The 20,358-nt window shown below is 65.6% G+C and carries 18 protein-coding genes; 17 read left to right on the top strand and 1 reads right to left on the bottom strand.

Translation table 11 applies throughout. The features are described from left to right. Window positions 1–82: 82 nt before the first annotated feature. The 6 genes from istA to BSL82_RS10290 all read left to right on the top strand — a co-directional run bounded on the left by istA (window position 83) and on the right by BSL82_RS10290 (window position 8,287). Window positions 83–1,582, top strand: a complete 1,500-nt coding sequence (istA, locus tag BSL82_RS10315) for an IS21 family transposase (RefSeq protein ID WP_072597400.1) — start codon at window positions 83–85, stop codon at window positions 1,580–1,582. 20 nt (window positions 1,583–1,602) lie between these two features. Beyond that, window positions 1,603–2,385 carry an IS21-like element helper ATPase IstB gene (gene istB, locus BSL82_RS10310; RefSeq protein ID WP_418361277.1) on the top strand — a complete coding sequence of 261 codons (783 nt, stop codon included), beginning with the start codon at window positions 1,603–1,605 and terminating at the stop codon, window positions 2,383–2,385. Window positions 2,386–3,035: 650 nt separating this feature from the next. Further along, complete coding sequence (rlxS, locus tag BSL82_RS10305) at window positions 3,036–5,021, top strand: relaxase/mobilization nuclease RlxS (RefSeq protein ID WP_072598722.1); 1,986 nt, start codon at window positions 3,036–3,038, stop codon at window positions 5,019–5,021. A gap of 45 nt (window positions 5,022–5,066) precedes the next feature. Continuing rightward, window positions 5,067–6,371, top strand: coding sequence for a PDDEXK nuclease domain-containing protein (locus tag BSL82_RS10300; protein WP_072597394.1), 1,305 nt, complete (start codon window positions 5,067–5,069; stop codon window positions 6,369–6,371). Between the two features lie 165 nt (window positions 6,372–6,536). Then, window positions 6,537–7,673 (top strand): nucleotidyltransferase-like protein, encoded by a 1,137-nt coding sequence (locus BSL82_RS10295; protein WP_083579137.1) that lies wholly within the window; start codon window positions 6,537–6,539, stop codon window positions 7,671–7,673. After that, complete coding sequence (locus tag BSL82_RS10290; protein ID WP_072597393.1) at window positions 7,673–8,287, top strand: Cap15 family cyclic dinucleotide receptor domain-containing protein; 615 nt, start codon at window positions 7,673–7,675, stop codon at window positions 8,285–8,287. The genes BSL82_RS10295 and BSL82_RS10290 overlap by 1 nt, the downstream gene beginning before the upstream one ends. Here the strand turns inward: BSL82_RS10290 and BSL82_RS20505 are convergent. Further along, complete coding sequence (locus BSL82_RS20505) at window positions 8,284–8,457, bottom strand: hypothetical protein (protein WP_158010819.1); 174 nt, start codon at window positions 8,455–8,457, stop codon at window positions 8,284–8,286. The two genes, BSL82_RS10290 and BSL82_RS20505, sit on opposite strands and share 4 nt — an antisense overlap. A 254-nt stretch (window positions 8,458–8,711) precedes the next feature. Here BSL82_RS20505 and BSL82_RS10285 point away from each other — a divergent pair, with 254 nt between their 5' ends. The 11 genes from BSL82_RS10285 to BSL82_RS10235 all read left to right on the top strand — a co-directional run bounded on the left by BSL82_RS10285 (window position 8,712) and on the right by BSL82_RS10235 (window position 20,356). Continuing rightward, window positions 8,712–10,733: a conjugal transfer protein TraG gene (locus BSL82_RS10285; RefSeq protein WP_072597391.1), complete on the top strand. Its 2,022-nt coding sequence runs from the start codon at window positions 8,712–8,714 to the stop codon at window positions 10,731–10,733. Window positions 10,734–10,736: 3 nt separating this feature from the next. Further along, a complete protein-coding gene (locus BSL82_RS10280) occupies window positions 10,737–11,135 on the top strand; it encodes a CopG family transcriptional regulator (RefSeq protein WP_072597389.1) in 399 nt (132 codons plus the stop codon). Then, on the top strand, window positions 11,132–12,139 hold the full coding sequence (gene trbB, locus BSL82_RS10275; protein ID WP_072597387.1) for a P-type conjugative transfer ATPase TrbB: 1,008 nt from the start codon (window positions 11,132–11,134) through the stop codon (window positions 12,137–12,139). The genes BSL82_RS10280 and trbB overlap by 4 nt, the downstream gene beginning before the upstream one ends. A 3-nt stretch (window positions 12,140–12,142) precedes the next feature. Next, window positions 12,143–12,520 carry a TrbC/VirB2 family type IV secretion system protein gene (locus BSL82_RS10270; RefSeq protein ID WP_226998424.1) on the top strand — a complete coding sequence of 126 codons (378 nt, stop codon included), beginning with the start codon at window positions 12,143–12,145 and terminating at the stop codon, window positions 12,518–12,520. Further along, window positions 12,517–12,801, top strand: a complete 285-nt coding sequence (locus BSL82_RS10265; protein WP_072597385.1) for a VirB3 family type IV secretion system protein — start codon at window positions 12,517–12,519, stop codon at window positions 12,799–12,801. Before BSL82_RS10270 ends, BSL82_RS10265 begins: the two co-directional genes overlap by 4 nt. Next, window positions 12,795–15,278 carry a conjugal transfer protein TrbE gene (trbE, locus tag BSL82_RS10260; protein ID WP_072597384.1) on the top strand — a complete coding sequence of 828 codons (2,484 nt, stop codon included), beginning with the start codon at window positions 12,795–12,797 and terminating at the stop codon, window positions 15,276–15,278. The genes BSL82_RS10265 and trbE overlap by 7 nt, the downstream gene beginning before the upstream one ends. Beyond that, window positions 15,275–16,009 (top strand): P-type conjugative transfer protein TrbJ, encoded by a 735-nt coding sequence (gene trbJ / locus BSL82_RS10255; protein WP_072597382.1) that lies wholly within the window; start codon window positions 15,275–15,277, stop codon window positions 16,007–16,009. The genes trbE and trbJ overlap by 4 nt, the downstream gene beginning before the upstream one ends. Window positions 16,010–16,134: 125 nt before the next feature. Further along, window positions 16,135–17,427, top strand: coding sequence for a P-type conjugative transfer protein TrbL (trbL, locus tag BSL82_RS10250; protein ID WP_072597381.1), 1,293 nt, complete (start codon window positions 16,135–16,137; stop codon window positions 17,425–17,427). A 3-nt stretch (window positions 17,428–17,430) separates the two neighbouring features. After that, on the top strand, window positions 17,431–18,273 hold the full coding sequence (trbF, locus tag BSL82_RS10245; protein ID WP_072597379.1) for a conjugal transfer protein TrbF: 843 nt from the start codon (window positions 17,431–17,433) through the stop codon (window positions 18,271–18,273). Beyond that, a complete protein-coding gene (gene trbG / locus BSL82_RS10240; protein WP_072597377.1) occupies window positions 18,270–19,121 on the top strand; it encodes a P-type conjugative transfer protein TrbG in 852 nt (283 codons plus the stop codon). Before trbF ends, trbG begins: the two co-directional genes overlap by 4 nt. Beyond that, window positions 19,118–20,356 (top strand): TraB/TrbI/VirB10 family type IV secretion system protein, encoded by a 1,239-nt coding sequence (locus BSL82_RS10235; protein WP_072597375.1) that lies wholly within the window; start codon window positions 19,118–19,120, stop codon window positions 20,354–20,356. Before trbG ends, BSL82_RS10235 begins: the two co-directional genes overlap by 4 nt. Window positions 20,357–20,358: the final 2 nt, after the last annotated feature.

The raw sequence follows: 20,358 nt of genomic DNA, 5'->3' as shown, positions 1-20,358 counted from the left end.
AGTGGAGCGTCGGCGATTTGCTGAGCGCGGCGGTGTAAAAACCAGCCATTGGTAGGGTTGCTCTTTTTGGGAGCGGCCGGGGATGTTTGCCGTGGAGAGTTACGCAGCAGTTCGGCGCTTTGTGTTTGTGGAAGGGAACAGTCAGCGCGAGGCGGCGAAGGTGTTCGGCCTGAGCCGCGAGACGATATCGAAGATGTGCCGGTTCTCGCTGCCGCCGGGGTACACGCGCACGAAGCCTGTGGCGAAGCCAAAGCTTGGTCCATTACTTCCGGTGATTGACGCGATACTGGGAGAAGACCGAGTTGCTCCGCTGAAGCAGCGGCACACAGCCAAGCGGATCTTCGAGCGGCTGCGCGATGAGCATGGCTATGGCGGCGGCTACACGGTGGTGAAGGATTATGTCCGGCAATGCCGGGCGCGGGGCCGCGAGACGTTCGTGCCGCTGGCGCACCCACCGGGACACGCGCAGGTGGATTTTGGCGAAGCGGTGGGGGTGATCGACGGCGTTCGTCAGAAGGTTCACTTTTTCTGTATGGACCTGCCGCAATCGGATGCCTGCTTCGTAAAGGCCTATCCTGCGGAGACGACCGAGGCCTTCCTCGATGGGCACGTGTCAGCGTTCGCCTTCTTTGGCGGGGTGCCGTGCTCGATCCTGTACGATAACACGAAGATCGCGGTTGCGAAGATCTGCGGCGACGGCAAGCGCGAGCGCACGCAGGCCTTTACCGGGCTGGTCAGCCACTATCTGTTCACGGATCGGTTCGGGCGTCCCGGCAAAGGCAACGACAAGGGGAAGGTCGAAGGCCTGGTGAAGCATGCCCGGTCACACTTCATGGTGCCTATCCCGCACGCGGCGAGCTACGATGCCTTCAACGCCGAACTGGAGCGTCGCTGCCGTGCCCGGCAGGAAGAGCGGGCGGGCCGCCACAGCGAGACGATCGGCGCACGGCTGCTGGCCGATCTGGCGGCGATGCGCCCCTTGCCGGCGGGGGCGTTCGAGCCTTGCGAGACGCGCAGTGCGCGCGTGTCCTCGACCGCGCTGGTGCGCTACCGGACCAACGACTACTCGGTGCCCACCCGTTACGGCTTCCAGGACGTCGTAGTGAAGGGCTTCGTCGACGCGGTCGTAATCCTGTGCGGCGGCGAGGAGATCGCCCGGCATCCCCGCTGTTATGGCGAGGCCATGTTCGTGGCGAACCCGCTCCATTATCTGGCGCTGATCGAGACCAAGCCCAATGCGCTCGATCAGGCCGCCGCGCTACAGGACTGGGCCTTGCCCGAGGTGTTCCAGCATCTGCGTCACCTTCTTGAGGGGCGGATGGGCAACAAGGGCAAACGCGAGTTCATCCAGGTTCTGCGCCTGCTCGAGGCGATTCCGATGGAAGTGGTCACCTTTGCGGTGAACGAGGCGATCCATATCGGCGCCATCGGCTTCGACGCGGTCAAGCAGATCGCGCTGGCGCGCATTGAGCGCCGACCCGCCCGGCTCGATCTGGCGGCCTATCCCCACCTCCCCAGGATGGAGGTGAAGACGACGTGCGCCGCCGACTATACCGCGCTCGTGCCGGGGCTGGCGGCATGAGCCGGGCGAACGAGGACAAGATGCCCGCCGGCACTACGGCGGGCACGCCGCAGGTTCTGCTCGCGCATCATCTCAAGCAGCTCAAGCTGCCCACGGTGCTGCGCGAATATGAGAAGCTGGCCCGGGAATGTGCGCGCGACGGCGTCGACCATAGCCGCTACCTGCTGCGCCTCATCGAGCTGGAACTGATCGACCGGGAACGCCGCACAGTCGAGCGCCGAATCCGGGCCGCCCGGTTCCCGGCGGTGAAAAGCCTCGACAGCTTCGACTTCACCGCCATCCCCAGCCTCAACAAGATGCTCGTGCTGGAACTGGCGCGGGGTGAATATATCCTGCGGCGGGAGAACATCATCGCGCTGGGCAACAGCGGGACGGGCAAGACCCACGTGGCGCTCGCCCTGGGGCTGGCGGCCTGCCAGAAAGGCTTCACGGTCGCGTTCACGACCGCTGCGGCGCTGGTGAACCAGTTGATGGAGGCCAGGGACGAAAAGCGGCTGCTAAGGATGCAGCGCGAGCTGGCGGCGGTGAAGCTGCTCATCGTCGATGAGCTGGGCTACGTCCCCCTCTCGCCAACCGGCGCAGAACTGTTGTTCGAGACCTTCTCGCAGCGCTACGAGCGGGGATCGACGATCGTCACGTCCAACCTCCCGTTCGAGGACTGGACACAGGTTCTGGGCTCGGAGCGCCTCACCGGCGCGCTGCTCGATCGGCTCACCCATCACGTCAGCATCCTCACCATGAACGGTGACAGCTATCGCCTCCAGCAGTCTGCGCGCCGCCGCCGCGCTGCCGGGGCGGAGTAAAACCAGGCCGCCCACGCCGCCTCCAGCCCCCCGCCGAAAACGCCAAATATGCAAAGGGCCCCGATCGGGGCCCTTTGCATATCATCCGCGCCACAATCAGTGGCCTACTTTTACTCCGCCACGCTGGCCTAAAATCCGACCGCCGTTGACACTTGCCTGTGGCCGACCCCTCGACAGACGGGGCCGAACCACGTGCGAATGCCTGTGATGTTGCCCCGATATCTAGATGTCGACATGCATCGCGCTGGGCTTCGCGCCGCTGCCATGCGGCTATTTACGCCCTCGCTGAATGCGGACGAGTGCACTGCGCACCAGACCTCGAATGCTGCCCCGATCTTCCGGCCTGGCGCTGCCGCGTCAGGCCATGATCCCCCGGTTGAAAAGGAGAAGCCGACATGATGAGCGTCCTGGATGGTTGCCCAATTACGAGGGCAAGATAGAGAAGCTACAGCACTGCCCGCATCCGCGAGCAGGCTTTAAGCTATTGTCTGCACATCGTTTTTCAGGAAGGCAGAACAGTGCCGCTCCGCGCCGGACAGTGCCGTCACGCGCAAAAGTGGCGGATTTCCGGGCGTTTCACCGGCACCGATTTTCATGTTTTCGATGCTCGCGCATGGTCGGGCCTTTGGCTCGCTGGATGGCGCTCGATCATGGCTTCAGACGACGATTTCGAACCGCGGCTCGGCCGCATGCGCGCCGGTGGCAAGGGTGGGAAGGCGCGCAAGTTTTTGTCGCGCGTGATTGCCGCTGCGAACCTGGCACGCGGCGGCGCCGTGGGGCGGTCGCGCAAGTCCGGCTATACCGGCAGCCGGATCGGCCGCGGCGCCGGCGTCGGCCGGGTGCTGTCGGCACGCGATCGCTATGCCGCGTTTCGTCAGCGTCGCGTCATCGTGAAGATACGGCCGGTCACATTGGGCGGCAAAGGCTTCAATGGCGCAAAAGCGCATCTGCGTTACGTCGAGCGCGACGGCACGACCCGCGACGGCGGACGCGGCCAACTCTACGGCGCCGATACCGACAAGGTGGATCGTGACGCCTGGCTGGAGCAGGCGAAGGACGATCGTCACCAGTTCCGCATCATCGTCAGCCCCGAGGACGGTATGGAATATGACGACCTAAAGCCGCTCACCCGGCGGCTCATGGCCCGGGCCGAAGAAGATCTCGGAACGAAGCTCGATTGGGTGGCGGTCGACCACCACAATACCGGCCATCCGCACACCCACGTCATCGTGCGCGGCAAGGACGATCTCGGCAAGGACTTGCTGATCGCCAAGGACTACATCAGCCACGGTATGCGCGAGCGCGCCTGCGAACTAGTTGATCTCGACCTTGGCCCGCGCACCGACGACGCCATCGAGCAGCGGCTTCGCGCCGAGGTCGGACAGGACCGGCTGACCAGCATCGACCGGGCGCTCCTGCGCGAGGTCGAAAGGAACATCCTCGTCAGCTCGGAATCGCGTGGCGCGTTCGACCAGGCGATCCGCATGGGCCGGCTCAAGAAGCTGGAGCGGCTTGGCCTGGCGACGCAGCACGGCGCGGCGCACTGGCATCTTGCGCCCAACCTTGGCGACACGCTCCGGCGCATGGGCGAGCGCGGCGACATCATCCGCACGATGCAGTGTGCCTATTCCTCGCGCGGCAACGCGCCGGCGATGGCGGACCAGGCCATATACGACCCCGCCGCGCATGGCGTGAGACCGCTGGTCGGCCGCGTTGTCGAGCGGGGCATCTCCGACGAGTATAACGACGGTCATTACATGATCGTCGAGGCGACCGATGGCCGGTCGCATTATGTCGAGATCGGCCAAGGCGAAAACATCGAGCCGCAGGCGACCGGCTCTATCGTCAGGATCGGGCCGCGCGAGGGCGTCGTGCGGCCGGTCGATCGAACGATCGTGGAGGTCGCGGCCGCCAATAACGGACGATACTCGGTCGACGCCCATCTTCGTCACGACCCGAGCGCCAGCGAGCGGTTCGCACAAACCCATGACCGGCGGCTCGAAGCGATGCGCAAGCGCATGAACAGCGTCGAGCGCGAACCGGACGGCACCTGGATCATCACGCCGGACCATCTCGACAAGGTGGAGAAGTTCGAGGCGCGGCAGCTTCGCGACCGGCCCGTGTCGGTCGAGACCCTGTCGGTCCAGCCGCTCGACAAGCTGGTCGACGCGGACGCGGCCACTTGGCTGGACAAGGAACTGGTCGCGTCCGCGCCCGAGCCGCTGCGCGATGCCGGGTTTGGCCGCGATGCACAGGATGCGCAGGCGCGGCGGCGGCAATGGCTGATCGCGCAGCAGCTTGCGGAAGAGCAGGACGGCCGGACCGTTTATCGTCGGGGCATGCTCGCCGCGCTCCAGCGGCGCGAGGTGCTGCGCGTCGCGGGCCAGCTATCCGACGATCTTGGCAAACCGTTCGCCGAAGCCAAGGTCGGCGAGCGGATCGAAGGCCGGCTTGCCCGCTCGGTCGAGATGGCGAGCGGCCGGCATGCGCTGATCGAACGGTCGCGGGATTTTACGCTGGTGCCGTGGCGGCCGGTGCTGGAGCGGCATGTCGGCAAGGACGTGTCCGGCATCATGCGAGACAGCGGCATCAACTGGACGTTCGGGCGGCAGCGCAGCGGGCCGACAATTTCCTGACAAGATCGGACCGTCCGGCTACGCTCCCATGCAGAAGCGAGATCCATGACCGACAACCTGCCCACGAACACAGAGAATTACGACACGCTGCTCACCACCTTGAAGCAGCGTATCCGCGACGCACGGCTCCGCACCGCGATCGGCGTCAACCGCGAACTGCTCCTGCTTTACTGGCGAATCGGAAGCGATATCCTCCGCCAGCAGCAGGCCGAAGGCTGGGGCACGAAGGTCATCGACCGGCTGGCGGCCGACCTTCGACGGTCCTTCCCCGAAATGACCGGCATGTCGCCGCGCAACCTCAAATATATGCGTGCCTTCGCCCAGGCATGGCCCGACGAGCAATTTGTGCAGCAGGTTGCTGCACAATTGCCCTGGGGTCATACGATGGTCCTGCTCGACCAGCTCAAGACCGCCGACGATCGGGAATGGTACGTCCGGCAAGCGGTCGAACATGGCTGGAGTCGCGCCGTCCTCAGCAACCAGATCGCGGGCAATCTGCGGGGCCGGACCGGCGCCGCGCTGACCAACTTCGACCGCACGCTCCCGGCGCCGCAATCCGAGCTGGCGCAGCAGCTCATCAAAGATCCCTATGCGTTCGATTTCCTTGGGCTGGGGCCGGAGGTCAGCGAACGCGAACTGGAACGCGCGCTACTCGAACAACTTCGCGCTTTCATTCTTGAGCTGGGCAAGGGCTTCGCCTTCGTCGGCAGCCAATATCCGCTGGAGGTCGGCGGACAGGATTATTTCCTCGACCTGCTGTTCTTCCACTATCGGCTTAACTGCTTCGTCGTGATCGAACTGAAGGTCGAACCCTTCCGTCCGGAATTTGCGGGCAAGATGAACTTCTACCTCTCGGCGGTCGACGATCAGATTCGTCAGCCGCATCATCAACCGTCGATCGGGATTATCCTGTGTCAGGACCGCAATGAGGTGATCGTGGAATATGCGCTGCGCGACAGTGCGAAGCCGATGGGTGTTGCCAAATATCAGCTCCTGACCGCGCCGCCCGAAGCATTGCAGGCCGCCTTGCCCACACCCGACGAGTTGGCCCGCGAGTTTCCGCACATGACACTGGTCGGCCTGCGCATCGAGATCGAGCGCGCTTTGCTTTCGGCGCTGGAAGCCCACGGCATTTCCGCGCCGACGCAGGCCGGCATCGCCAATCTCGTTCGGGCGCTTGGACAGGAAGGCATCTCACCGCCCGCTGCCGAGCCTTTCATGACCGCGCTGCGCACCCTCAATGCCGCCGCGCACGGGCGCGAGATCGACACCGAGGCGGCGGATGAAGCGGAGGCGGCGGCACGGCGCTTCCTGGCGGAGCTCCACGACCTTGGCGGGGATGGCGGCTGAGCTGACGCGGTTCATGGGCTGCATCGAGGATGCCGAGCCTCCATAATGATATGCTGGTGTTCGGGAACGTCACTTGGGGCCGGAAGGGGGCATAAGTTGTGCTCGAAGCCCTTATTGGGCGATTTCCACACCACATCTTGTTGAAATCTGCTATACGCGTCTGAAATGGCCGCGCATGACAAGATCAACTGGCTCAATGAGCCAATCGAACCAGCCCTTGGCTGCGGCCTAGGCTCGATTTTCGGCCTTGCTCCCACGGCGCCGACCTCCGCATTGGCGGGCCTGTTTGGTGGAACTCCGGCCCCCGCGCCAGCAACGCCGAACATCCTTGCGCTGCTCCTCAATGCCGGCTCGGGAGCCGCGGAGGGGCCATGCCGCAGTCGGTCGAGTTGGAATGACCGCTTCACGCATTGGGAACGCCCGGAAAGCGTGAGCGAGGGCGGCACCATCGAGCGCGCCAAGACCAATGTTTCGGCGGCGATCGCGGACAATAGCTGGCTGAACGGCCAGCGCGTGCGGGTTGAGGGACAGGGCTCCTACTTCAACCGCACCAACGTCCGGCGCGAGGCGGACATTGATCTGCGCGTCGTCCATCCTCTCTTGAAGGTGGACTACGCTGACAATGTCTATCTTCCGGCAGCTCAAGGCATGCTCGGCTACAGCGATGCCGGCCCGACCTTTCAGCAGATATTCAATGGTCTGAGGGTTAATCTGGCCAAGGACCTGTCGACCCGTTTCGGCCGATCGAATGTGGAGGTTGGCAAGAAAGCGATCCGCATCAAGGGTATCACCGGGAGCCGGGCCGAAGTCGATGTCGTGCCCGCGATCCGCTATCATCATGTTACCTGGCTGACGGATGCCCAGCGTTATCTGACGCTGGAAGGCGTTGCGATCCTGTCGACCGACGGTCGCTGGACAGTCAATTTTCCCGATCAGCACGCTGCCAATGGTCGCGCGAAACGCGGTCGAACGGGACACCAGTTCAAGCGGACAGTTCGCATCTTCAAGCGGATGCAGGCGGACATGCTGAGGACCGGTGCAATGAAGGCGAGAGTGCCGTCATTCCTTGTCGAATGTCTCGTATACGCAGTGGAAGACCCGTATTTTACCGTTCCCACCGATGATCGATATGGCCGAGTGCGGCGCGTTGCATGGCGCATCAAGCAATTGCTTTCGGCCGCGCAGGCTGGCCTGACGGAAATCAACGATATCAAATGGCTCTTCCATGCAGACCAAGCTTGGAACCATGCCGACGCTTTGGCATTCGCGGACGCTGCCATCGCTTACCTCGGCGACGCCTGATGTGGTCACTGCTGGGCAAGAAGGCCCAGGTTTCCATTATCCTTGTCGCTGGACTGCTCAGCGCCTGGTCGATCGATGCCGTCTATGCGCTGGCGCTTCACAAAGAAGCAGGTCTCCTGAAGACGCTTTCGCTGGCGGTGACGATCGTCGGGACGATTCTCGTTGCGGTCGCAGAGGCCGGTTGGCGATGGCTGTGGCGGCAAGTTCCTCTTCTTGGCCGGAAGGCATTCCCAGACCTTAACGGCAAGTGGGATGGCACGCTTCGATCAACGTGGATCAATCCCGAGACAGGCCAACCCATCGATCCAATTCCAACGCGGATCACGGTCCGCCAACGCCTGTTTTCTACGAGCGTGACGTTAAAGACGGGCGAGTCCGAATCCCACTCGACCCGGTGCATTCTTGAGCGCCTTCCCGAGATTGGCCGCTTTCGCATCTGGTATAGTTACAACAACGACCCGATAGCGCAGGTTCGTCATCGCAGTTCTCCGCATGAAGGCGTGGCCTATCTTGAATTTGACCCCGACGCATCTCCAGATGCTTTGGTCGGCCGCTACTATACGGCGCGAAAGACGACGGGCGACATAGAAGTTACGCGCGGAACGCGTGATTAGCGTTGCGCCATGCCGATTGGACCCATGTCATCCGGGAACAGGGTTTGCTGCGGACTGCGGGTGAACATCGTGTCCTCGCTTTGAATATCGAAGCTGCGCAGCCTTTTGACCATTTGCCGGGCGATTTCACCGACCGCTGCATGACGCCGACGTTGATCCGGATCGCTCAAGCCGTCGAGCAGGATGGGGCTGTGCCAGCCAGTGCCACTTCGAGATGTAGCGCGAGAACGTCGTCATCGACTCGGGTCATGGTCATAGTCTGACGATGAGAACAAAAATAGAACGATGAGTCAATGGGCGCCCACGATGGGCCGCGATGTCGGTAGAAAGGTGGTCGCTGTCGGCAGAGAGGCACTAACGCTCCCGCCGCGGCCGATGCGATTCTTTCCGGGCCAGGACGAACCGTCCTTCCCGGAGCCAGAATGTGACCCCCACCAAACTGCTTGTCGGCCAGATCTTCGTTGTTTTCGCGATCGTCATCGCGGGCGTTTGGGCCGCAACCCAATGGACGGCGGCGCAGCTCGGCTATCAGCCGCAGCTTGGCGAAGCCTGGTTCACTTTCGCCGGCACGCCCGTCTACCGCCCGTGGGAAATCTTCTGGTGGTGGTATGCGTTCGAAGCCTACGCGCCGAAGGTTTTCGACAAGGCTGGGATGCTGGCGGGCGCCAGCGGCTTCCTCGGATGCGGGGCGGCGATCGCGGGATCGCTCTGGCGGGCACGGCAACAGCGTCATGTCACTACTTACGGCTCCGCCCGTTGGGCAACGGCACGCGAGATCGAGCGCGCCGGTCTTCACCGTGACGCCGGCATATTCCTTGGCCGCCTGCGTGGCCGGTATCTCCGTCATGAAGGCCCGGAGCATGTCATGGCCTTCGCCCCGACCCGTTCGGGCAAGGGCGTCGGCCTAGTCGTTCCGACTCTGCTGAGCTGGACCGGCTCGGCGGTCATCCACGACATCAAGGGCGAGAACTGGCAGCTTACCGCGGGCTGGCGCGGCCTGTTCAGCCATGCCCTGCTGTTCAACCCGACCGATCCGCTCTCCGCTAAATACAATCCTCTGCTGGAGGTCCGGCGCGGCGAGCATGAAGTCCGCGACGTACAGAACATTGCCGACATATTGGTCGACCCAGAAGGGGCGCTGGAGCGTCGATCGCACTGGGAAAAGACCAGCCACAGCCTGCTCGTCGGCGCGATCCTCCACATCCTCTATGCCGAGGAAGAGAAGACCCTGGCGCGGGTCGCCACCTTCCTCTCCGATCCGCAGCGGCCGTTCACCGCCACGCTACGGCGGATGATGACCAACAACCATCTCGGCACCAAGGAGGCGCCGAAGGTCCATCCGGTCGTCGCATCGGCGGCGCGCGAGGTGCTCAACAAGAGCGAGAACGAACGCTCGGGCGTGCTGTCCACCGCGATGTCGTTCCTCGGGCTCTACCGCGATCCGACCGTCGCGGAGGTGACTTCGGCCTGCGACTGGCGGATCGCCGATCTCGTCGAAGCGCCGCAGCCGGTGTCGCTCTACCTCGTCATTCCGCCGTCGGACATCAGCCGCACCAAGCCGCTGGTGCGCCTGGTCCTCAACCAGATCGGCCGCCGCCTGACCGAGAAGCTGGATGCCGAGCGGACCAAAGGCCGCAAGCACGAACTGCTGATGATGCTGGACGAGTTCCCGGCGCTGGGGCGGCTCGACTTCTTCGAGACGAGCCTTGCATTCATGGCCGGCTACGGCGTGCGCGCCTTCCTGATCGCTCAGAGCCTCAACCAGATCGAGAAGGCTTATGGCGAGCATAACTCCATCCTCGACAACTGCCATGTCCGCGTTGCCTTCGCGACCAATGACGAGCGGACCGCGCGCAGGATTTCGGATGCGCTGGGCGTCGCGACCGAACAGCGCGCCATGCGCAACTATGCCGGACATCGGCTCGCGCCGTGGCTCGCGCATGTCATGGTCAGCCGGCAGGAGACCGCGCGGCCGCTTCTGACCCAGGGCGAGGTGATGCAGCTCCCGCCGGCCGACGAGCTGGTGCTGGTCTCGGGCATGGCGCCGATCCGGGCGAAGAAGCTGCGCTATTACGACGATCGCAACTTCCAGAGCCGCCTGGCGCCACCGCCGGCTCTTGCGCAGGGCGCCTATGCCGACCGGCCGCAGCCGCGCGCCGACGATTGGGGTGGTCTCGTCCGCAATCCCGATACCCGCCTCGGCAAGACCGAGGATGAGGCGAGCGCGGCCGATGAGGCAGGCGGTCTCCAGCAGCAGCGCCATCCCGGTCTCGAGGAAAAGATCGCCAAAGCGGAGCCGGCCAAGCAGCTCGAGCTGCCCGACATCGATCGCGACGACAGCGACGCCGCCGCCGACAAGCGGGCGATGGACCGCGTGCGCGGCGCGCTGGTCCGCGGTCACGCCATGAATCAGGGTCGCGACCGCGACCTCCTGCCGGGGCTCTGAGCCATGAAGGTCCGGCAAAATCTCTATATCGACCGCGAGCTGAGCGAGGCGCTTGAAGGGCTCGCCATCCTTCGGCGTGGCGGCAACAAGTCGCGCGTCGTCAATGAAGCACTTCGCGACTGGCTCGCGCGTCGCGCGACCAAGGAGGTGGACGACCTCCTCAAGGTTCGGCTCGACCGTATCTCGCGCGAGATCGGCGCATGCCGTCGCGACATCGAGGTGGTGCTCGAAGCCCTGTCGCTGTTCGTCCGCTACCAGCTCACTGTCACCGCGCCGCTCCCCGAGGCGGATGCTGCGGCGGTCGCGGCTGGCAACGAGCGGTTCGACCGCTTTATCGCCCAGCTCGGCCGGCAGATCGCCGCAGGCAAGCGAACGCTCGACACCGCCGAGGCGGGGTCATGAGCGAGGCGCTTTCATCCGACCGCCGGCGGGCGATGCTGCGGACTGCGATGGGGCCGTCCATCGTCGCCGCGCTCGCCGATCCCGCGACGCAGGAGATCATGGTCAACCCGGACGGCGTGCTGCGCATCGACCGGCTCGGCGAAGGTCGGATCGACACCGGCACCCGCTACGATCCGGCGCAGGTCGAACGGATCATCCGTCTCGTTGCCAGCCATGCGCGGACCGAGGTTCATGCCGCCGCGCCGATCGTGTCGGCCGAGCTTCCGTCGCATGGCGAAGGCGCCGGCGAGCGGTTCGAAGGCATATTGCCGCCGGTCAGCCTCGCGCCGTGCTTCTCGATCCGCAAGCCCGCCGCGAAGATCTACACGCTGCTCGACTATGTGAAGGACGGCATCATGCCGGCCGATACGGCGCGGCTGCTGAGCCTGGCGGTAGTCGACCGCAAGAACATCCTGGTCGCGGGCGGCACGTCATCGGGCAAGACGACGCTCGCCAACGCGCTGCTCGCCGAAATGGCGCACCTCGACGAACGCGTCCTCATCATCGAGGACACCCGCGAGCTGCAATGCGCGGCGAGCGACGTGGTGGCGCTGCGGACGCGGCCCGGAACGGCGGCGATGGTGGCCAGCGTCAGCATGGCCGATCTTGTCCGCTCGACGCTGCGCCTGCGCCCCGACCGCATAATCGTCGGCGAGGTTCGCGGACGCGAAGCCCTCGACATGCTCAAAGCCTGGAACACCGGGCATCCGGGCGGCATCGCCACCGTTCACGCGAACAGCGCGACGTCCGCGCTCTACCGGCTCGAACAGCTCGTGCAGGAAAGCGTCGTCACCGTCCCGCGCCGGCTGATCGCCGAGGCCATCGACATGATCGTGTTCATCTCCGGGCGCGGCCTCGCGCGCCGTGTCGAGACGATCGCGCGCGTCGCCGGCCTCGACCCTGACGGAAATTACGCCGTCCTCGACCTCACCCCCGATCCCGCAACCCTGTCCGAAGGAGACTGATCCATGTCCGTGCCCACGCAACCCGCGGCAGCCAAACCCGACAATCGCAAGTCCCGGTTACTGGCTTCGACCGCGCTGTCGTCCACCTTGAAGGTTGCCGCGACCGGGCTGGTCCTGGCCCCGGCGCTCGCCCTGGCCGCCGGCTCGGGCATGCCGTGGGAGGAACCGCTTCAGCAGGTGCTGGAGTCGGTCCAGGGGCCGGTCGCCAAGATCGTCGCGGTGATCATCATCATCGTCACCGGCTTGACGCTCGCGTTCGGCGAGACCGCGGGCGGCTTCCGCCGCTTGATCCAGATCGTGTTCGGCCTGTCGATCGCCTTCGCGGCGTCGAGCTTCTTCCTCAGCTTCTTCAGCTTCGGCGGCGGGGCGTTGATCGCATGATCGCCCCAAATACGTACGGCGCCCAGCATATCGAAGGCTTCGAGGCGCCGATGCACCGCGCGCTGGCGGAACCGATCCTGCTCGGCGGCGCGCCCCGCGCGATCGCGATCGTCAACGGCACGCTGGCGGCGGCGATCGGCCTCGGCCTCCAGCAATGGATCGCGGGCCTGCTGCTCTGGGCCTTCGGTCACACGCTGGCGATGTTTGCCGCGAAGCGCGACCCCGATTTCGCGCCGGTCCTTGCCCGCCATCTCCGCCAGAAGGGGCACCTCGCATGCTGAGCCTGCGTGAATATCGCCGACAAGCTGATCGGCTCGCCGACCATCTGCCGTGGGCGGCGTTGATCGCGCCCGGCGTGATCCTCAACAAGGATGGCAGCTTCCAGCGCACCGCGCGCTTCCGCGGGCCGGACATGGAATCCGCCACCGAAGCGGAGTTGGTCGCGACCTGCGCGCGGGCGAACAATGTCCTCAAGCGCTTCGGTTCCGGCTGGGCGCTCCACTTCGAGGCCGAGCGGCGCGAGGCGCTGGGCTACCCGGCGAGCGATTTCCCTGACGCCGCGTCCTGGCTGGTCGACGAGGAGCGCCGCGCGGGCTTCGAGAATGCCGGCCAGCATTTCGAGAGCCGCTACTATCTGACGCTCACCTTCCTGCCGCCGCCCGACCAGACCGACACGGCCGGACGGGCGCTGGTCGAGCGCGGTGACGAGGTGAAGGGCCGCGACTGGCGCCAGGCATTGGCGGCTTTCGTCGCCGAGACCGACCGGGCACTGGACCTGTTCGCCGGATTCATGCCGGAGGTGCGCGCGCTCGACGATGCCGAGACGCTGACGTTTCTGCACGGCACCATCTCGACGCGCCGCCATGTCGTCGCCGTTCCAGCGACACCGATGTATCTCGACGGGCTGCTTGCCGACACGCCGTTGTCCGGCGGGCTGGAGCCGATGCTGGGTGATCATCATGTCCGAACGCTCACCATTCTTGGTTTCCCGAATGCGAGCCGGCCCGGCATCCTCGACGCGCTCAACCACGAGGATTTCGGCTACCGCTGGGTGACGCGCTTCATCGCGCTCGACAAGACCGACGCGACCAAGGCGCTGACGAAGCTCCGCCGCCAGTGGTTCAACAAGAGGAAGTCGATCACCGCGCTCTTGCGCGAGGTCATCTACAATCAGCCGGTCCAGCTTCTCGATTCCGATGCCGACAATAAGGTGATCGATGCCGATCTCGCCTTGCAGGCGCTTGGCGGCGATCATGTCGCCTTCGGCTATCTCACGACGACCATCACCGTCACCGATGCCGATCGCGCGCGGGTCGAGGAGAAGGTCCGCAGCGTCGAGCGGATCGTCAACGGGCTCGGCTTCACCTGCATCCGTGAGGGAATCAATGCGGTCGAGGCGTGGCTGTCGAGCCTGCCGGGCCATGTCTATGCCAACGTCCGCCAGCCCATCGTCCACACGCTGAACCTCGCGCATCTGATGCCGCTGTCCTCGGTATGGGCGGGGCCGGCAGGCAATACTCATCTGGACGGCCCGCCGCTGCTCTACGCGGAGACCAGCGGATCGACGCCGTTCCGGCTCTCTACCCATGTCGGCGACGTCGGCCATATGCTGATCGTCGGGCCAACTGGGGCCGGCAAGTCGGTCATGCTCGCGCTGCTGGCGCTCCAGTTCCGGCGCTACCCTGACTCCCAGGTCTATGTCTTCGACAAGGGCTTTTCGGCGCGCGCCGCCGTGCTGGCGATGGGCGGCGCGCATCATGCGCTCGGCCTTGGCGGCGACGGTGACGAGGGCGGCCGCGCCATCGCCTTCCAGCCATTGCGGCACATCGACCGCGCCGACGAACGCGCATGGGCCGCCGAATGGATCGGCGCCTTGCTCGCTCACGAAAAGGTGCTGGTAACGCCCGAGATCAAGGAAGCGGTCTGGTCGGCGCTGACCAATCTTGCGACCGCGCCGGTCGAGGAACGGACGCTGACCGGTCTGTCGCTGCTGCTGCAATCGACACCGCTCCGTTCCGCGCTCGCGCCCTATACGCTGGAAGGGCCGTTCGGCCGGCTGCTCGACGCCGCCGAAGACGACTTGGCCATCGCCGACGTCCAGTGCTTCGAGACCGAAGCCCTGATGGGGCAGGCCGGCGTCGTCGCACCGGTGCTCACCTATCTGTTCCACCGCCTCGAGGAGCGGTTCACCGGGCGGCCGACGCTGCTGATCCTCGACGAAGCCTGGGTGTTCCTCGATCACCCGCTCTTCGCCGCGCGAATCCGCGAATGGCTGAAGGTGCTGAGGAAGCGCAACGTCGCGGTGGTGTTCGCGACCCAGTCGCTCGCGGACATCGCCGACAGCACGATCGCGCCGGCGATCATCGAGAGCTGCCCCCAGCGCATCCTGCTGCCTAACGACCGCGCGATCGAGCCGCAGAGCCAGGCCGCCTATGTCCGGTTCGGCCTGAACGGGCGGCAGATCGAGCTGGTCAGCCGCGCGACCCCCAAGCGGCAATATTACCTCCAGTCCGCGCGCGGCAACCGCCTGTTCGAGCTGGGACTAGGCCCGATCGCGCTGGCGCTGTGCGGCGCCTCCGATCCCGAGACGCAGAAGCGCATCGACGCCATCCTGTCGGAAATCGATCCGCTCGACTTCGGGTGGCGCGAGCCGACCGAGTTCGCCCGCCGCTTCCTTGCCGGCGCCGGCCTCGAATGGGCGGCCGACCTGCTCGCCGATTTTCCCCCGCCACCAACCCCAGAAGGAGATGACCAATGACGAAGAAATACATGATCGCCGCCATCCTCGGCACCGCCGCGATCGGCTCGCTCGGCACCGGCGTGCTGACCAGCGCCCCAGCGTCGGCGCAGCTCAGTGTGTTCGACACGACCAACTATTCGCAGAACATGCTCACTGCCGCGCGGACGCTCCAGCAGATCAACAACCAGATCCGGAGCCTCCAGAACGAAGCGCAGATGCTCATCAATCAGGGCAAGAACCTGAGCCGCATCGACTTCCCGCAGCTTCAGGAACTGCGCCAGCGGCTCCAGCAGATCGACCAGCTCATGGGCCAAGCGCAAGGCATCGACTTCCGCATCGACCAGCTCGACGACCGGTTTCGCCAGCTTTACCCTGAAAGCTTCGACCAGATCTTTCGCCGCGACCAGCGGGTCGGCCGCGCCCGCACCCAGCTCGACACGGCGATGACCGCGTTCCGGCAGACAATGGGGGTCCAGAATCGCATCGTCGACAATGTGCGTAGCGACACCCAGGTGCTCGCCGAGATCGTCGCGCGCAGCCAGGGCGCGGAAGGATCGTTGCAGGCGCAGCAGGCAACCAATCAGCTTCTCGCGCTCACAGCCAAGCAGCAGCTCCAGATTCAGAACATGATGGCGGCGCAGTTCCGCGCGGAGTCCATCGAGCAGGCGCGGCGCGGGCAGATCGAGCGCGAGGCGCGGGAATCGACGCGCCGCTTCCTCGGTGATGGCAAGGCTTACACGCCGCGCTGACGAGCTGGGGCGGCACTGATCCTCAGCTCCCCATCAGCGTCGCTCCGTCGCGGAGGCCGAAGGGCTTTCCCCCTCATGGCCGCCGGCTTCCGCGACACCCTCCCTGACTGACAAGGATTTTCGTTTTGGACGACCTCTCCGTCATCGATCACTTCATGGAAGCGTTCATCGCTTACATCGACAGCGGGTTCGGTCTGCTGGGCGGTGACGTCGCGTTCCTGACCACCATATTGATCGGCATCGACATCACGCTCGCCGGCCTGTTCTGGGCGCTCGGCGGCGAAGATGACGTTATCGGCAAGTTCCTCAAGAAAATTCTCTACGTCGGCGTCTTCGCGCTGATCCTCAACAGCTTCTCGACCCTCTCCGAGATCATCTTCCGCAGCTTCGCCGGCCTTGGGTTGACCGCGGGCGGCAGCGCGATCACCGCCGACGACCTGCTTCGGCCCGGCCGCCTCGCCGGAACCGGCTTCGAGGCGGCCTGGCCGCTGCTCGAACAGGCCAAGGAGCTGGTCGGCCCGATCGCCTTCTTCGACAATTTCATCGAGATCGCGGTGCTGGTGATCGCCTGGATCATCGTCATCCTCGCCTTCTTCATCCTGGCCATCCAGCTCTTCATCACGATCCTCGAGTTCAAGCTGACAAGCCTGGCCGGATTCGTGCTGGTGCCGTTCGCGCTGTGGAATCGCACGTCGTTCGTCGCCGAACGCGTGCTCGGCAGCGTGGTCAGCTCGGGCATCAAGGTGATGGTGCTCGCCGTAATCGTCGGCATCGGCTCCAACTATTTCGCCGACTTCACCAGCGCGATGACTGTCGGCGAGGTGTCGATCGAGCAGGCCGTGTCGCTGATGCTGGCCAGTCTTGCGATTTTCGGACTCGCGATCTTCGGTCCCGCCATTGCGTCCGGTCTGGTCGCTGGCGCACCTCAGCTTGGCGCCGGGTCGGTCATCGCCACCACAGCGCTCGCCGGCGGCGGCCTCGCAATGGCGGGGGCTGGCGCGGTCGGCGCGGCGCGTGCCGTCGGCGGCGCCGGTCTCGGCGCGATCCGCGCCGGCACGTCGATGGGCTCGGCGGCCTCCACAGCCTACAAGCTGGGCCAGGAGACGTCGGGCTCCAACACTGTCCGCGCCGGCATTGGCGGCATGGCGAGCGCCGCGAAGGGCGCCGCCGGCGACAAGATGCGAAACGCGTTCGGTATTCGCGCTGCTGCCGAACGCGGACAGCAAGCCGCCTGGAACGCTGGCAGCGGTGGCAGCGCCGCCGCTGCAACAAGTGGCAGCGAAGGCACGCCGGCATGGGCGCAGAAACTCCATGCCAGCCAGAACGCCCGCCATCGCAGGCAGATGGCGCTTCACACCATTCAGGGTGGCGATCGCGGCGGTGCCTCGGCGGCCCCGGACATCAAGGAAAAGGAGTAGGTCATGCGATTCAGACGCGCGTTGCAGCGCTATGGGCAAACGCCCGAACCGGAGACGCCATACCAGCGCGCCGGCCAGCTATGGGACGAGCGGATCGGTTCGGCCCGCGTCCAGGCCCGCAACTGGCGGCTGATGGCTTTTGGCGGGCTATTCCTCACCACCAGCCTCTCCGGCGCCTTGGTGTGGCAGTCGATGCAGAGCCGCGTCGTCCCTTATGTCGTTGAGGTCGATCAGCTCGGGCAGGCGCAGGCGGTCACACCGGCCAGCGCGGAGTATCGGCCGACCGACCCGCAGATCGCATGGCACTTGGGCCGCTTCATCACCAATATCCGCGCGCGCTCGCTCGACGCCGTGCTGATGCGCGAGAACTGGCTGTCGGCCTACGACTTCGCGACCGAGCGGGGCTCGCTGTTCCTCGGCGAATATGCCCGCGCCGCCAATCCGTTCGCGGAGGTGGGACGGCGCACGGTGTCGGTGCAGGTCACGAGCGTGGTCCGCGCATCGGACAACAGCTTTCAGGTGAAGTGGACCGAGAGCGCCTATGAGCGTGGCAGCCTCGCCAGCACGTCGCGCTGGACGGCGATGGTGACGGTCAAGATCCAGCCGCCCCGGTCCGCCGACATTCTGCGCAAGAATCCGCTCGGCCTCTATGTCGACGCGATCGACTGGAGCCGCGAGCTGGAAACGCCCGCCCTCGCGCCGCCAACACCGACCGCAACCGACGACGCGCCAGCATTCGCGCCGCCCGTGGCTCAGCCGCCCGTGACGGTGCCGCAGGGCTCGCCGCTCGATCCGAATCTTGCGCTGCCCGATGCCGCGCCGACCCCCGAAAGGAACGCCCAATGATCCGTGCCACGATCCTGTCGGCGAGCGTGCTGGCGCTTGCCATTCCCGCTGCCGCGCAGACCCGCGAAGCGGTATCGCCGACCGCTCGCGTTGCCGCCGCCAATCGGGCAGCTCTCCGCGAGCCGTCGAGCGCCGGATACGTGAACGCTGTTCAGGTCTATCCCTATAGCGAGGGTGTCCTGTATCGGCTCTTTACGGCGCCAGAGCGCGTCACTGACATCGCCTTGCAGCCGGGCGAAACGGTCACATCGGTCGCCGCCGGCGACACGGTGCGCTGGACCGTCGGCGACACGACCAGCGGCAGCGGCACCAGCCGGCGCACGCATATCTTGGTGAAGCCGTTCTCGGCCGGGCTGCGCACCAACCTTTTCATCACCACCGACCGGCGCGCCTATCACATCCAGCTCGAAAGCACGCCGACGACGGCGATGGCGGCGATCTCCTGGACTTATCCGCAGGACGAGTTGATCGCGCTTCGGCGCAGCCAGGAGGGGGCGATCGCCGCGCAGCCCGTCGCCAGCGGCCTTGCGGTCGAAAGCCTCAACTTCAACTATGCCATTTCCGGCGACCGGCCGTCTTGGCGGCCGGTCCGCGCATTCGACGACGGGCGGCAGACCTATATCGAGTTCGCCCCATCCATCGCGGTCGGCGAGGCGCCTCCGCTGTTCGTCATCGGCGAAGACCGCGAAGTGAGCCTCGTCAACTACCGCGTCGCCGGCCGCTACTATGTGGTGGACCGCCTGTTCGCTTCTGCCGAGCTGCGTCTTGGCGGCAAGCGTCAGCAGATAGTTCGCATCGAGCGCGCGTCCGACCAGCGGTCGCGCCGCAGGGCCGGGAGGGCGTCGTGACCGATACGAGTGTCCCGCCCGCCGCCCCATCGCCCACGAAGTCGGACCCGGAAACGCTCGTCCTTCGAGCGACGCCGGGCCGCGTGACCCGATTCCGGCGCGGCGGGATCGTTGCGCTTGCGGCCGCCGGCTCAACCGCGATCGCCGGCGTCGCATGGCTCGCCTTGAAACCCACCACCCTCAGCGTGGGCGCCTCCGGCGATGACCGGCAGGTCGCGGCGAAGGCACCGCCCGATGCCTTGGCGGGCGCTCCGGCGAGCTATGGCGACGTGCCGCGCTTAGGGGCGCCGTTACCCGGCGATCTCGGGCGACCGATCCTCAATCATCAGCGCGAGACCGGAGCAGCCATGCCGCCGGTCGATCCCGCGGCCGACGCCGCCCAGCGCGCCGCACAGGAAGCGGAGGCCGAGCGCCAGCGCATCGTGGCCGAGCAGCGCGCCGCGCGGGAGTCGGGCGTGATGTTGCAGATCGCCGGTGCGACAGCGCGCGCGGCCTCTGCCGCGCGGGGTGCCGATGCCGCCAGCGCCGGAGTGCCCGAGGCGACTCCAGCGCGTGCCGCGCCTGATCCCGATCCCAATGGGCAGCAACGCAAGAACGAGCTGGTCGGCCGCGCCAAACGCGACGACGACGTCAATCCGCACGCGCTCGCGCAGCCGGTTTCGCCGTGGACGCTCCATGCCGGCAGCGTCATCGCGGCCAGCCTGATAACCGGGCTCAACTCCGATCTCCCCGGCCTTGTAACGGCGCAAGTCACGGAGAACGTCTATGACAGCGTGGCCGGACGGACCTTGCTCATTCCGCAAGGATCGCGGCTGATCGGCAGCTATGACAGCGTGGTGGCGTTCGGGCAGAGCAGGGCGCTGGTCGTGTGGCAGCGGATTATTTTGCCCGACGGATCTTCTATCCGCATAGACAACGTGCCGGCCACCGATACGCAGGGCTATGCCGGCCTGTCGGACCGGATCGATCGCCATACCTGGCAGCTCTTGAAGGGCGTTGCGCTATCGACGCTGCTCGGCGTTGGCACCGAACTCAGGTTCGGCAGGACCGAAAGCGACCTCGTCCGCGCGATACGCGAGTCCGCCCAGCAGAGCGGCGCGCGCGCCGGCGATCAGCTCGTCACGCGCAACCTCAATATTCAGCCGACCTTGCGGGTGCGTCCCGGCTGGCCGCTCAGAATTGTCGTTCACAAGGACATCATAGTTGGGCGGCCCTGGGAGACGGCCGGGCGGTAGCG

The sequence above is a fragment of the Tardibacter chloracetimidivorans genome (genome assembly GCF_001890385.1).
Lineage (GTDB): Bacteria > Pseudomonadota > Alphaproteobacteria > Sphingomonadales > Sphingomonadaceae > Tardibacter > Tardibacter chloracetimidivorans.
This window is presented reverse-complemented; position numbering and strand designations above follow the sequence as displayed.